A 12,969-nucleotide genomic window follows, 5' to 3' on the forward strand; every position below is an offset into this window, starting at 1 on the left:
CCGAGCATTCACGGGTGGCCGGCGTTCAGCGCAGGCCGTTGACGATGGCGTCGGTGTCGGCGCGCATCATGTCGAGGTACGTGGCGCCGGGGGTGCCGGGCGCGCTGAGGGATTCGGTGTAGAGGGCGACGATCCGCACCTGTACCCCGGCCTGTTCGGCCAGCACCCGCGCCAGCCGCTCGGGTTGCGACGAATCGACGAACACCGCGGGCGCCCCGGCGGATCGGATGGCGGACACCAGCGATTGCAGATCCGACGAACTCGGTGCGGCTAGTGTCGTCCCGCTCGGCACGATTGCGCCGACGACCTCGAACTGAAACCGGTCGGCGAGGTAGCCCAGTACATGGTGATTGGTGACGAGCTTGCGACGCTCGGGCCGAATCCCGCTGAAGTGGCGCGACATCCAGGCATCGAGTGTGCGCAGCTCCTCGCGGTAACGTTCGGCGTTACGGGCCACGGCCGCGGTGTCGATGCGGTCGACCTCGCGGTTGACGGTCTCCTCCACGGCGTCGACCGCAGCGATCATGCGCCGCGGATCCATCCAGAAGTGCGGATCCGGCGTGCCCACGCTCTCCCCTTGCCGATAGCGGAGCGGATCGACGCGGTCGCCGACCGCCAACGTCGGCACCCCGTCGTCGGCGGCGGCCAGCACGTGGCGGGCGACGCCCTCCTCGAGGCCGAGGCCGTTGGAGACGATCAGGCTCGCGGCGGACAACGCGGCCGCGTCCCGTGCGGAGAGCGCGAACGAGTGCGGGTCCGCATTCGGTTGCATCAGCACCCGCACTGTTGCGGCGTCACCGACCACGTTGCGTACGACGTCGCCGATGATGTTGGTGGTGACGATGATCTCGCCGCTGGATCTCGTTGCGCCACAGGCGGTCAGCGCGGAGGCGACGAGTACCAAGAGCCAAGCCAGGCAGCGGCGGGTCACCGGCCGGCCTCCACCATCAGGCCCGGCGCCACCAGGGTGTGCAGGGTGCGGGCGACGCGCAGCCCGTCGGCGTAGTCGACCTCGTAGATCTCCCGGGCGGCGGCGTTGTTCACATACGCTCGGTCGGAGTCGATCTCGATGACCGGTGCCGGGCCGTCGGCACTGACGCCGTCGAGCAACGGGATGCGCGCGACCTCGGCGCGGGTGGTGACGTCCACGGCGGCCAGGGTGCCGTCGCGGTACAGGACCAGCACCGTGCCGTCACCGGCGGTGTTGGTCGCGACCGCGTCGGGCGCCGGGACGAGCACCCAGGTTCGCTGCCTGCTGTCGAGCACCCACACATATCCGGCGGCGAGGCCGGCGAAGACGTCGGCGCGGTCGCGGTGCGTCACGACGTCAGGCCGCTGCGCGGGCGCGTCGAGCGGGTACGGCACCAGCGTCGCGGTCGGATCGCCATCGCTGCCCGTCACGCGCAACGCCCCTGTCTCGCAACCGAACACCGCCGCGCGCCGCGACGCCATCGCCCAGGTGGGGTCCGGGCAGCGGGCTTCGACGTCGATCGTCTCGCCGTCGGCGGTGGCGCGCACCCGGCCCGCGGGGTCCACCGTGACGAGGCGGCCGCCCAGAGGCGCCGCCGCGGCGACATCGCCGTCGATTTCGGCTGCCTCCACCGCGCGTTTCCCGAGGCGTTCGCGATCGAGTACCGCGACCGCCCCGCCGGTGGCCTCGACCGCCACGGCCGAGTTGTTCGCGGCGACCGAGGCCGCGGGCACCTCGAGAGTTCCTGCGATGGCCGGGTCGGCGGCGAAGTAGTGGTAGTGGTCGCCGTGGTCGAACGTCCATGCCCCGGCGTCCACGATCGTGGTGCGCTCACCCGTCTGCAGGTATGCGAACCGGCCGTCGCCGGCGATCGATGCGACCGGGCCGAATTCGCCGATCGCCGTTTCAGTTTCGTCGACGGCGTCGTATACCGCGGTCGCTCCCGACGCCGGGTCGACGAGCACCAGGCGGGTGAGCGGTCCGTCGAGTTCGTGCGCTCCCTCGACCACCACCTCGTCGACGCCGGCTTCGGCGGGCTGTTCGGTCGGCACGATCGGACCGGCGGCGCACCCCGCCACCAGCCACGCCGACGCCGCGGTAGCGGCCATCGGCTTCCATGCCCCGACGAACCGCTTGGCTGCCGTCGCTGCGAAGAACACGAGCACCGCGACACCCGCGATCGTCGCGCCGCCAGCGGTACCGGCGTGCCAGGAGATCAACAGCCCGAGATACACAGCGGCAGATCCGATCGTGGCGGCCAGCACCATCACCCGTGGAATGGAGCGCGCCCATAACAGGGCCGTCGCCGGCGGAGCGATGAGCAGCCCTAGCACCAACAGCGTGCCGACGACGTGGAACGACGCCACCATCGCGATGGCCACCAGCACCGTGAGCGCGGGTAGCGCGAGGTCCGGACGTAGACGCAACGTGATGGCCTTGCGCGGATCGAAACTGACCGCCACGAACGCGCGGTGACCGACCAGGACAGCCACGAGCGTCACCGCCAACGCCACACCCAGCGTGACCAGATCCACGGCGCGGACGGCAAGCACGTCGCCGAACAGAAAACCGGTGAGGTCGACGGCGAAGCCCTGCGAGCGCGAGGCGATCACGACTCCGAGGGCGAGCATGCCGACCAGCAGCAGCCCGATACTCGTGTCGGACGACAGTCTCGACGAACGGCTCACCGCGGCCACCCCGACCGCCATCGCCACGGCCGCGACGAAGCCGCCCACGAGGACGTTCGCTCCCAACAGGGCCGCCACGGCGACCCCGGGCAGCATGCCGTGCGCCATCGCGTCGCCGAGAAAGACGCTGCCGCGCAACACCACCCAACAGCCGACGGGAGCACACAGGCAGGCGGCGAGGACGCCGGCCCCCAGTGCCCGCACGACGACGTCGGCCTCGAACGGTGCGATCAGCCAGTAGGTCATGCCGTAGAGTTTTAACAGTAATGAAAACCATTTTCAACAGAGCGTCACGATTGACGCCGCCCGACAACGCCGTCGCCCTGCGCGGAATCGGCTTCCGCTATCCGGGCACCGAGGTGTTCAGGGACCTCGATGTGTCGATCGAGCGGAGTGCGCTGACCGTGGCCACCGGATCCAACGGCTCGGGGAAGTCCACCCTGCTCGGTCTGCTGGCCGGGGTGCTGCGCCCGACCCGCGGTGAAGTCCACGTGGACACCACGGACGTCGCGCTCGCCGTCCAGCGCAGTCACGTCACCGATACGTTCCCGATCACCGCCCGCGAGGCGGTGATGATGGGCCGATGGCGGCGACTGGGCCTGTTGCGCCGGCCGACGACCGCCGATCACGATGTGGTCGACCGATGGCTCGACGAGTTGGCGCTGGGCACGCTGAGACACCGCCGCCTGGGCGAACTGTCCGGAGGGCAGCGCCAGCGTGTACTGCTGGCGCAGGCCTTCGCCCAGGAGGCGCCGCTGTTACTGCTCGACGAGCCGACCACCGGACTCGACGCCGCGACCTGCGCCGCGGTGATCGAGCATCTACGCAGCTTCGCTTCGGTCGGGACGACCGTGGTGGTCGCCACCCATGACGGCGCGGTGATCGATGCGGCCGATCACAGACTCGACCTGAACGCGTTCATCCCCCACTAGGGTGGACACCGTGTCCGAACCCGCCGTGGACCTCAACGCCGACCTGGGCGAGGGGTTCGGGGTGTGGACGCTCGGCGACGACGACGCGATGCTCGAGATCGTCACCTCGGCCAACGTGGCCTGCGGCTTCCACGCCGGGGACCCGGCAAGCCTGGCCCGGGTGTGCCGGGCGGCGGCCGAACGCGGTGTGCGCATCGGTGCGCAGGTCAGCTACCGCGACCTCGCCGGTTTCGGACGACGGTTCATCGACGCCACCCCCGAGGACCTGACCGCCGACGTGATGTACCAGATCGGTGCGCTCTCGGCGCTGGCCGCCGCCGCGGGCACGGCCGTCAGCTACGTCAAACCCCATGGCGCGCTCTACAACACGATCGTCACCCACCGCGAACAGGCGGACGCGGTGGCCGCCGCCGTACACGCGGTCGACCCGCGGCTGCCGGTGCTCGGGCTCGCGGGTTCGGCGTTCTTCGACGAGGCCGCGCGGCTCGGATTGCGGACCGTGCCGGAGGCGTTCGCCGACCGGGCCTACCGACCCGACGGGCAGCTCGTCTCCCGCCGCGAACCGGGTGCGGTGCTGCACGACGTCGACGAGATCGCCGACCGCGTGATCTCGATGGTGACCGCGGGGCGGGTCACCGCCGTCGACGGGTCGACGATCGACATCTCGGTGAAATCGGTTTGCGTGCATGGGGATTCGCCGGGCGCGGTGCGGATCGCGACCGCCGTGCGGGAACGGTTGACCGCCGAGGGCGTCACGCTCGCGCCATTCACCTAGAGTGAACCCCATGCGCCTGCGCCCGGGACGACCCGATCTGCAGGCCTACGCGGCCCGTTTCGACACCCCCGCCGCCACCCCGCAGTCCCCGCTGACGGTCACCTGGGCCGGGGTCACCACGCTGCTCGTCGACGACGGGTCCTCGGCTCTGATGACCGACGGTTTCTTCTCCCGCCCCGGCCTGGCGAAGGTTGGCCTCGGCCGCATCGCCCCGTCCGCGCCCAGGGTCGACGGGTGCCTGGCGCGGTTGCGCGTCGAGAAGCTCGACGCGGTGCTGCCCGTCCACACCCACTACGACCACGCGCTCGACACCGCACTGGTCGCCGAACGCACCGGAGCGGCGCTGATCGGCGGAGCCTCGGCGGCACAGCTGGCCCGCGGCCACGGCCTGCCCGAAACCCTCATCCGCACAGTAGGATCCGGCGACACCGTCGACGTCGGCGGCTACCAGGTCACCCTCATCGAATCCGGACACTGCCCACCGGACCGCTTTCCCGGCGCCATCACACGGCCCGTCACCCCACCGGCGAAGACGTCGGCCTACCGGTGCGGTGAGGCCTGGTCGGTGCTGGTCCGACACCGCGCGACCGGGCGCACGCTGCTGATCGTCGGCAGCGCCGGATTCGTCCCCGACGCGCTGCGCGGCAGCTCCGCCGACGTCGCCTACCTCGGCGTCGGACAGCTCGGCAGACAACCGGAGCGCTATCTGCACGACTACTGGGATCAGACCGTCCGCACCGTCGGCGCCCGGCGGGTGGTGCTGATCCATTGGGACGACTTCTTCCGACCGCTGCACCGTCCGCTGCGCGCACTGCCGTACGCGGCCGACGATCTCGACGTCTCGATGCGGGTGCTGTCCCGCCTGGCCGACCGCGACGGCGTGCCGCTGCATCTGCCGCTGCTGTGGCAGCGCGCGGACCCCTGGGCCTGACGGGGGCCGGGTTTGTTCCTCGCTGTGCTGATGCTCGCCGCCGTCCTGGCGTTCGCGCTGGCGCGTCCGCGCGGCTGGCCGGAGGCGGTGGCCGCGGTGCCGGCCGCCGGACTGCTCATCACGACCGGGGTGATCTCCCTCGGCGAGGCCGCCGCCGAGGTGGCGCGTCTGGCGCCCGTCGTCGGATTCCTCGCCGCCATCCTGGTGCTCGCGCACCTGTGCGACGACGCCGGACTGTTCCACGCGGCGGGGGTGTGGATGGCCCGCAGCGGTGCGGGCGACCCACACCGCCTGCTCGGTGTGGTGTTCGTGATCGCCACCGGCACCACCGCGATCCTCAGCCTCGACGCGACCGTCGTCCTGCTCACCCCGGTCGTGCTCGCGACGTGCCGCACGCTGTACATCCCCGCCGCCCCGCACGCCTACGCCACCGCACACCTATCCAACAGCGCGTCGCTGCTGCTGCCGGTGTCGAACCTGACCAACCTGTTGGCGTTCACCGCCGCCGGGCTGTCGTTCACCCACTTCGCCGCGCTCATGTTGCTGCCGTGGCTGGCCGCGGTCGCCGTCGAGTACGGCGCACTGCGCATGCTGTTCGCCCGCGACCTGGCGGTGCCGCCGCGGAGCGCCGCTCCGGTGCCGGACGTCGAGATGCCGAAGTTCGTACTCGCCGTCCTCGCACTCACCCTGGCGGGCTTCGCGGTGTGCTCGATGCTCGACATCGCACCCGCCTGGGCCGCGCTGGTCGGTGCGGTGGTGCTCGCCGTGCGCGGGCTGACACGGGGCCGCAGCACCGTGCGCAGTATCGCCGCGGCGGTCGACGTCCCGTTCCTGACGTTCGTGCTGTGCCTGGGGGTCGTGGTCGAGGCGGTGACGACGCACGGCCTTGAATCGGCGATGCAGTCGGTGCTACCCGACGGCGACGGCTTCGTCGCACTGCTCGGCATCGCGGTGGTGGCCGCCGTGCTGTCGAATCTGGTCAACAACCTGCCCGCGGTGCTGGTGCTGCTGCCGCTGGTGGAGGTCGCGGGCCCGGCGGCCGTGCTGGCGGTGCTGATCGGCGTCAACGTCGGACCCAACCTCACCTACGTCGGGTCGCTGGCGAACCTGTTGTGGCGCAACGTCGTTCACCGTGCCGACGTGCCCACCGGCGTGCTCCGGTTCAGCGCGGTGGGACTGGCGACCGTACCGCTCACGCTGGTGGCCGCGGTGGCAGGCCTGTGGGTGGGGCTGCGGCTGATCGGGGTCTGACGCTCCCGGTCGCGTGTTTCGGCGGAAGAAAGGGGTCAGCGTCGGCGCTGGCGGGCGATCTCGGCGAGCACCACACCGGCGGCGACCGAGGCATTCAACGATTCGGTGGGTCCGGCCATCGGGATCGACACCACCGCATCGCAGTGTTCGCGCACCAGCCGGGACAACCCCTTGCCCTCGGACCCGACCACCAGCACCGTCGGACCGGATCCGTCGAGTTCGTCGAGCGTGGTGTCCCCGCCCGCGTCGAGGCCGACCACCTGCAGCCCACCGTCGGCCCAGCTCTTGAGCGTGCGGTTGAGGTTGGTGGCCCGCGCGACCGGAAGGCGCGCCGCCGCACCGGCACTCGTGCGCCACGCCACCGCGGTGACCGACGCCGAGCGACGCTGAGGGATCAGCACCCCGTGGCCGCCGAACGCCGCCGCCGACCGGACGATCGCGCCGAGGTTGCGCGGGTCGGAGATGTTGTCGAGCGCGACGAGCAGCGCGGGCGCGCCGTCGGCCTTGGCCATGGCGAGCAGATCGTCGGGATGGGCGTAGTCGTACGGCGGCACCTGCAGCCCGAGGCCCTGGTGCAGCGCGTTGTTACTCATCCGGTCCAGGTCAGACCGCGGCACCTCGAGGATCGGGATGCCGTTGTCGGCGGCGATCTGCACGGCCTCGGTCACCCGTTCGTCGGCCTCGGTGCCCATCGCGACGTACAGCGCGCTGGCCGGGACGTCGGCGCGCAGACACTCCACGACGGGGTTGCGGCCGAGGACGAGTTCGGTCTCGTCGGTCTTGCGCACCGGGCGGCGCTGCTGCTGCTTGGCGGCCTTCGCGGCGCGTTTCGCCGCGGGGTGATTCGGCCGCTGATGCGCCGGTGGCGTCGCGCCGCGGCCCTCGAGCCCGCGGCGCCGCACGCCGCCCGAACCGACGGTCGGGCCCTTCTTGGTCCCCGCTTTGCGCACCGCGCCACGACGTTTCGAGTTACCCGCCATGTCTAGACATCCTTGCTGTCGCCGTCGAGCAGCGACCACTGCGGACCGTCGGCGGTGTCGGTCACTTCGATGCCGGCTTCCTTGAGCCGGTCGCGGATCTGGTCGGCCGTCGCCCAGTCCCGGCGGGCCCGCGCCTCGGCGCGCCCCTCGAGCGCCCACCGGACCAGCACGTCGACCGCGGCCAGCGCCGCCGACGTCTCGTCGCGCGATTCCCAGCGCTCGTCGAGCGGATCGCAGCCGAGGATACCCATCATGGCGCGAATCGAGCGGGCCTGCGTCATCGCTGTCTCGTGGTCACCGGAGTCCAGCGCCCGGTTCCCCACGGCGCGGGCGGCGTGGATCTCGGCCAGCGCAATCGGGACCGCCAGGTCGTCGTCGAGGGCGGCAGCGAACTTCTCCGTCCACTCCCCCGGGACCACGGTGCCCACCCGGGTGCGCACGCGGTGCAGGAACTCCTCGACGCCGGTGTAGGCCTTCACGGCGTCCTGCAGTGCGGTCTCGGAGAACTCGAGCATCGACCGGTAATGCGCGCTGCCCAGGTAGTAGCGCAGTTCGGCGGCCCGAACCCGTTGCAGCACAGCGGGAATGGACAAGACGTTGCCGAGCGACTTGCTCATCTTCTCGCCGCCCATGGTCACCCAGCCGTTGTGCAACCAGAAGTTGGCGAAACCGTCGCCCGCGGCCTCGGCCTGGGCGATCTCGTTCTCGTGGTGCGGGAACACCAGATCCATCCCGCCGGCGTGGATGTCGAACTCCGCACCGAGGTACGCCTCGCACATGGCGACGCATTCGGTGTGCCAGCCGGGGCGGCCTCGGCCCCACGGGGTCGGCCAGGACGGTTCGCCCGGTTTGGCGCCCTTCCACAGCGTGAAGTCGCGTTGGTCGCGCTTCCCGGTCGCCACCCCTTCGCCCTGGTGGACGTCGTCGATGCGGTGTCCGGAGAGCTTGCCGTAGTCGGGCAGCGTCGAGACGTCGAAGTACACGTCCCCGTCTCCGGCGTAGGCGTGTCCGCGCTCGATCAGCCGCTCGATCAACTCGACCATCTGGGTGATGTGCCCGGTCGCGCGCGGTTCGGCCGACGGCGGCAGCACGCCCAGCGCGTCGTAGGCGGCGGAGAAGGCGCGCTCGTAGGTCGCGGCCCACTCCCACCACGGCCTGCCCGCGTCGGCGGCCTTGTTGAGGATCTTGTCGTCGATGTCGGTGACGTTGCGGATGAACGCGACGTCGAACCCCTTGGCGGTCAGCCAGCGGCGCAGCACGTCGAACGCGACGCCGCTGCGGACGTGGCCGATGTGCGGCAGGCCCTGCACGGTGGCGCCGCAGAGGTAGATGGACACATGGCCGGCGCGCAACGGCGCGAACTCACGCACGGCACCCGTCATGGTGTCGTAGAGCCGCAGACCCGTCGGCGATGTCGCCGGCCGGTCGGCATCAGCGCGATCGGTCACGACGTGCCAGCTTACCGGCCGATATGCCGTTATCCCTCATCGACCACGAGAGCGGTGGCGATCGCGGCCAGCCCCTCGCCCCGGCCGGTCAGCCCGAGCCCGTCGGTCGTCGTCGCCGAGACCGACACCGGCGCGCCGATCAGCTCGGACAGCAATGCCTGCGCCTCGGCCCGCCGCGGCCCCACCTTGGGCCGGTTACCGATCACCTGAACGGCCGCATTGCCGACTAGCAGACCGGCTTCGGTGAGCAGGCCGCGGACGTGGCGCAGCATGTCGGCGCCGCTGACGCCCGCCCACTCGGGCCGTCCGGTGCCGAAGACCTCGCCGAGGTCGCCGAGCCCGGCCGCGGACAGCAGCGCATCGCAGAGCGCGTGGGCGGCGACGTCCCCGTCGGAGTGGCCGGCGCAGCCGTCGGCGCCGTCGAAGTGCAGGCCGAGCAGCCAGCACGGCCTGCCTGCCTCGATCGGGTGGACGTCGGTGCCCAGCCCGATCCGCGGCAGTCCCATCAGGCCGCACCGGCCAGGATGGCCTCGGCCAGTACCAGGTCCAGCGGCGTGGTGATCTTGAAGGCGAGTGGGTCGCCGTCGACGACCTGCACCTGACCGCCGAACTGTTCGACCATCGACGCGTCGTCGGTGAAACCGCCCGTGCCTGCGCGTTCGTACGCGCGGCGCAACACGTCGGCGTGGAACCCCTGCGGGGTCTGCACGGCGCGCAGCCCGGAGCGTTCGGGGGTGCCGAGCACCGCGCCGTTGGCGTCGACGGCCTTGATGGTGTCCGCGACGGGCAGCGCGGGTACGACGGCGCTGTGGCCCTCTTCGAGGGCGCGCACCACCCGGACCACCAGCGACGGCGGGGTGAGGGCGCGTGCGGCGTCGTGGACCAGCACGAAATCGGCGTCACCGATGGCGGTGAGCGCGAGACTCACGGATTCGGTGCGGTCGGCACCGCCCGCGACGATGACCGCCTCACCGCCGAAGACCAGCTTGGCCTCGTCGGTACGGGCGGGTGGGACGGCCACCACGATGCTGTCCACGACGCCGGACTCCCTGAGTCCTGCGATCGCGCGTTCGAGCATCGGGCGGCCGGCCAGATTCACGAAGGCCTTCGGCGCTCCGGCCGCGAGCCGTTGACCGGATCCCGCGGCCGAAACTACGGCCACTGTGGTCATGCGGCGTCAGGACGCGGCGGCAAGAGCCTCGTCGAGGATGATCGTCGCCTTCTCGTCTTCGACGTTCTCGGCGAGCGCGAGCTCGCCCACCAGGATCTGCCGGGCCTTGGCCAGCATCCGCTTCTCGCCCGCCGACAGCCCGCGCTCCTGGTCGCGACGCCACAGGTCACGAACGACCTCGGCGACCTTGTTCACATCACCCGAGGCCAGCTTCTCCAGGTTCGCCTTGTACCGGCGGGACCAGTTGGTCGGCTCCTCGGTGTGGGGGGCGCGCAGCACCTGGAAGACCTTGTCGAGGCCCTCCTGTCCGACCACGTCGCGAACACCGACATACTCCGCATTGTCAGCGGGTACTCGAACAGTGAGATCGCCCTGGGCGACCTTGAGGACGAGGTACTCCTTCTGCTCGCCCTTGATGGTTCGGGTTTCGATCGCTTCGATCAACGCAGCACCGTGGTGTGGATAAACAACGGTGTCTCCGACCTTGAAAATCATCAGTTTCGAGCCCCTTTCACGTGTCCATCCTAACACGGCGCCCGGACACCTGCGGAACAACTGTGCAGGTCAGGGGCACTGCGGATGAAGATCAGGGGTTGACACGGTCTTGATTTCGTGCAACGGGCTAACAAATGGAAACGCCGTTGCCGGGCTGAACCGGGCTGCGGTCCGCCCTCGGTTGAGCGTGGCGCACAACACCGTTCGGGCGTCCGGGCAGCCCGCCGTGGTCACTGCGGGCGACCACCTACTACTCTGCATAGTCGAACTGTGATCGACAGCTGGGCGACCCCTCTGCAGGAGGCTTGAGTGAACCGCATCCATCCGCGCGCTTCCGCCGTCACCGCCGGGTTGGCGGCCGCCGGGCTGGCACTCGGCCTCACCGCCTGCGGCGCCGGGCAGATCTCGCAGACCGCGACCCAGGCCGCGGCCGTCAACGGCGTCAACGCCGGCGTCGGCGACGTCGCGCTGCGCAACGTCCACCTGCGCGCCCCCCAGACCTCGGACTACGTCCGCCCCGGCACCGACGTCGAGCTGCTGTTCGTGGCGGCCAACCAGTCGCCCGACCAGCCCGACAAGCTGGTGTCGATCCGCTCCGACGTGGGCTCGGTCCCGGTACGCGGCGACGCGACGGTGCCGCCGAGCGGGGTCCTGGTCGCCGGTGAGCCCGACGGTCAGACCGCCGCGCTGGAGTCCGCCGAACCGGCCGAAGCGCTCAAGACCAACGTCAAGCTGACCAAGCCGATCACCAACGGGCTGACCTATCCGTTCACGTTCACCTTCGAACGCAGCGGTGAGGTCACCGTGCAGGTGCCGATCTCGGCGGGTGAGGAACCGCGCCGCGACGACTCCGGCGGCGGGCACTCCGGCGGTCACTGACCGCGACGCGCGCCGGGCGCGTTCTGTCGGCGACGACCGATAACGTCGTCCTGTGGCCAAGGCACGTACTCAATACCGCTGTTCGGAGTGCCGGCATCTGACCGCCAAATGGGTCGGCCGCTGCCCGGACTGCGGCACCTGGGGCACCGTGGAAGAGGTCGCGACGGTGGCCTCGATCACGGGTTCGCCCGTCCGGCACGCCGTCGCCCCCAACTCCCCCGCGGTGCCGATCAGCAGCATCGACCCCGGCCGCACCCGGCACGACGCAACCGGTATCAGCGAACTCGACCGGGTGCTCGGCGGCGGGCTGGTCCCCGGTTCGGTCACGCTGCTCGCCGGTGATCCGGGCGTCGGAAAGTCCACGCTGCTGCTCGAGGTCGCCCACCGCTGGGCGGTGTCCGGGCGCCGGGCGCTCTACCTGACCGGGGAGGAGTCCGCGGGGCAGGTGCGGTTGCGCGCCGAACGCACCGGCTGCACCCACGACGAGCTCTACCTCGCCGCCGAATCGGATCTGCCCACCGCGCTCGGCCACATCGACGCCGTGGCGCCCACCCTCGTCGTCGTCGACTCGGTGCAGACGATGTCCTCCGGGGAGACCGACGGTGTCCCCGGAGGCGTCACCCAGGTGCGCGCCGTCACCACCGCGCTGACGCAGTACGCCAAGGGCGCGGCCGGTCCGGGCGGCATCGCGATGGTGCTGGTCGGCCACGTCACCAAGGACGGCGCGATCGCCGGGCCGCGCTCACTGGAACACCTCGTCGACGTGGTCCTGCACTTCGAGGGCGACCGCGCCACCACGCTGCGGATGGTCCGCGGGGTGAAGAACCGGTTCGGCGCCGCCGACGAGGTCGGCTGTTTCCAGTTGCACGACAACGGCATCGAGTGTGTGGCCGATCCGTCGGGCCTGTTCCGCGATCAGCGCGACACCCCGGTCCCGGGGACGGCAGTGACGGTCACGCTCGACGGGAAGCGCCCGCTCATCGGTGAGGTGCAGGCACTCGTCGTACCGCCCACCGGACCGCATCCACGCCGCGCGGTCAGCGGGATCGACTCCGCCCGCGCCGCGATGATCGCCGCGGTGCTCGACAAGCACGCCCGCCTCGCGGTGGGCCCGTGCGACATCTACCTGTCGACGGTCGGCGGGATGCGGCTGACCGATCCGTCGTCCGACCTCGCCGTCGCGATGGCGATGGCCTCGGCCCGCACCAACCGGGCCATGCCCGCGCATTCGGTGGTCATCGGCGAGCTCGGGCTCGCGGGCGATCTGCGGAGGGTGACCGGTATGGACCGCAGGCTCGCCGAGGCCGCCCGGCTCGGGTTCACCACCGCCGTCGTACCGCCCGGCACGTTGTCGGTGCCCGCCGGTCTGAAGCTGCTGCCTGCGCAGAACATCAGCTCGGCGTTGCGGGCGCTGGACCGCATCGCCGACAATGGCGGCCGATGATCCAG

The 12,969-nt window shown here is 71.0% G+C and carries 13 protein-coding genes; 6 read left to right on the forward strand and 7 right to left on the reverse strand.

Annotated elements, in window-relative coordinates:
• Nucleotides 1–25: 25 nt before the first annotated feature.
• Entirely contained in the window at nucleotides 26–931 is a 906-nt protein-coding gene (gene aztC, locus AU194_RS09240) for a zinc ABC transporter substrate-binding protein AztC (protein WP_059088918.1), read from the reverse strand.
• Entirely contained in the window at nucleotides 928–2,904 is a 1,977-nt protein-coding gene (gene aztB / locus AU194_RS09245) for a zinc ABC transporter permease AztB (RefSeq protein WP_059088919.1), read from the reverse strand. Before aztB ends, aztC begins: the two co-directional genes overlap by 4 nt.
• 50 nt (nucleotides 2,905–2,954) lie before the next feature.
• On the opposite strand from aztB, the gene aztA reads away from it, so the two are divergent.
• The 4 genes from aztA to AU194_RS09265 are packed head-to-tail and all read left to right on the forward strand — an operon-like array spanning nucleotide 2,955 to nucleotide 6,547.
• On the forward strand, nucleotides 2,955–3,590 hold the full coding sequence (aztA, locus tag AU194_RS09250; protein WP_231743243.1) for a zinc ABC transporter ATP-binding protein AztA: 636 nt from the start codon (nucleotides 2,955–2,957) through the stop codon (nucleotides 3,588–3,590).
• Nucleotides 3,591–3,600: 10 nt separating this feature from the next.
• Complete coding sequence (locus AU194_RS09255) at nucleotides 3,601–4,365, forward strand: LamB/YcsF family protein (RefSeq protein ID WP_059089070.1); 765 nt, start codon at nucleotides 3,601–3,603, stop codon at nucleotides 4,363–4,365.
• Nucleotides 4,366–4,375: 10 nt separating this feature from the next.
• The gene (locus AU194_RS09260) at nucleotides 4,376–5,296 is read left to right on the forward strand and encodes an MBL fold metallo-hydrolase (protein ID WP_059089071.1); all 921 of its coding nucleotides are present in this window, start codon (nucleotides 4,376–4,378) and stop codon (nucleotides 5,294–5,296) included.
• A 30-nt stretch (nucleotides 5,297–5,326) separates the two neighbouring features.
• A complete protein-coding gene (locus AU194_RS09265; protein ID WP_197417564.1) occupies nucleotides 5,327–6,547 on the forward strand; it encodes an SLC13 family permease in 1,221 nt (406 codons plus the stop codon).
• A gap of 35 nt (nucleotides 6,548–6,582) precedes the next feature.
• On the opposite strand, the gene rlmB is transcribed toward AU194_RS09265, so the two are convergent.
• The 5 genes from rlmB to carD are packed head-to-tail and all read right to left on the reverse strand — an operon-like array spanning nucleotide 6,583 to nucleotide 10,641.
• Nucleotides 6,583–7,527: a 23S rRNA (guanosine(2251)-2'-O)-methyltransferase RlmB gene (gene rlmB, locus AU194_RS09270; protein ID WP_059088922.1), complete on the reverse strand. Its 945-nt coding sequence runs from the start codon at nucleotides 7,525–7,527 to the stop codon at nucleotides 6,583–6,585.
• 2 nt (nucleotides 7,528–7,529) lie between these two features.
• Entirely contained in the window at nucleotides 7,530–8,975 is a 1,446-nt protein-coding gene (cysS, locus tag AU194_RS09275; RefSeq protein WP_082698551.1) for a cysteine--tRNA ligase, read from the reverse strand.
• 29 nt (nucleotides 8,976–9,004) lie between these two features.
• Nucleotides 9,005–9,484: a 2-C-methyl-D-erythritol 2,4-cyclodiphosphate synthase gene (gene ispF, locus AU194_RS09280; RefSeq protein WP_197417577.1), complete on the reverse strand. Its 480-nt coding sequence runs from the start codon at nucleotides 9,482–9,484 to the stop codon at nucleotides 9,005–9,007.
• Nucleotides 9,481–10,146, reverse strand: coding sequence for a 2-C-methyl-D-erythritol 4-phosphate cytidylyltransferase (ispD, locus tag AU194_RS09285; protein WP_059088924.1), 666 nt, complete (start codon nucleotides 10,144–10,146; stop codon nucleotides 9,481–9,483). Before ispD ends, ispF begins: the two co-directional genes overlap by 4 nt.
• A 6-nt stretch (nucleotides 10,147–10,152) precedes the next feature.
• Entirely contained in the window at nucleotides 10,153–10,641 is a 489-nt protein-coding gene (gene carD, locus AU194_RS09290; protein WP_011562117.1) for an RNA polymerase-binding transcription factor CarD, read from the reverse strand.
• Between the two features lie 309 nt (nucleotides 10,642–10,950).
• On the opposite strand from carD, the gene AU194_RS09295 reads away from it, so the two are divergent.
• On the forward strand, nucleotides 10,951–11,520 hold the full coding sequence (locus AU194_RS09295) for a hypothetical protein (protein ID WP_059088925.1): 570 nt from the start codon (nucleotides 10,951–10,953) through the stop codon (nucleotides 11,518–11,520).
• Nucleotides 11,521–11,572: 52 nt separating this feature from the next.
• A complete protein-coding gene (gene radA, locus AU194_RS09300) occupies nucleotides 11,573–12,964 on the forward strand; it encodes a DNA repair protein RadA (RefSeq protein WP_059088926.1) in 1,392 nt (463 codons plus the stop codon).
• The last annotated feature ends 5 nt before the right edge of the window (nucleotides 12,965–12,969 follow it).

It is taken from the genome of Mycobacterium sp. GA-2829, assembly GCF_001499965.1.
Taxonomy (GTDB): domain Bacteria; phylum Actinomycetota; class Actinomycetes; order Mycobacteriales; family Mycobacteriaceae; genus Mycobacterium.

Bases quoted from the DNA above. Each gene is read 5' to 3' on its own strand.
- AU194_RS09260 (WP_059089071.1), top strand. From the start codon at position 4,376: ATGCGCCTGCGCCCGGGACGACCCGATCTGCAGGCCTACGCGGCCCGT.
- ispD (WP_059088924.1), bottom strand. From the start codon at position 10,146: ATGACCACAGTGGCCGTAGTTTCGGCCGCGGGATCCGGTCAACGGCTC.
- AU194_RS09265 (WP_197417564.1), top strand. From the start codon at position 5,327: ATGCTCGCCGCCGTCCTGGCGTTCGCGCTGGCGCGTCCGCGCGGCTGG.
- rlmB (WP_059088922.1), bottom strand. From the start codon at position 7,527: ATGGCGGGTAACTCGAAACGTCGTGGCGCGGTGCGCAAAGCGGGGACC.
- aztB (WP_059088919.1), bottom strand. From the start codon at position 2,904: ATGACCTACTGGCTGATCGCACCGTTCGAGGCCGACGTCGTCGTGCGG.
- carD (WP_011562117.1), bottom strand. From the start codon at position 10,641: ATGATTTTCAAGGTCGGAGACACCGTTGTTTATCCACACCACGGTGCT.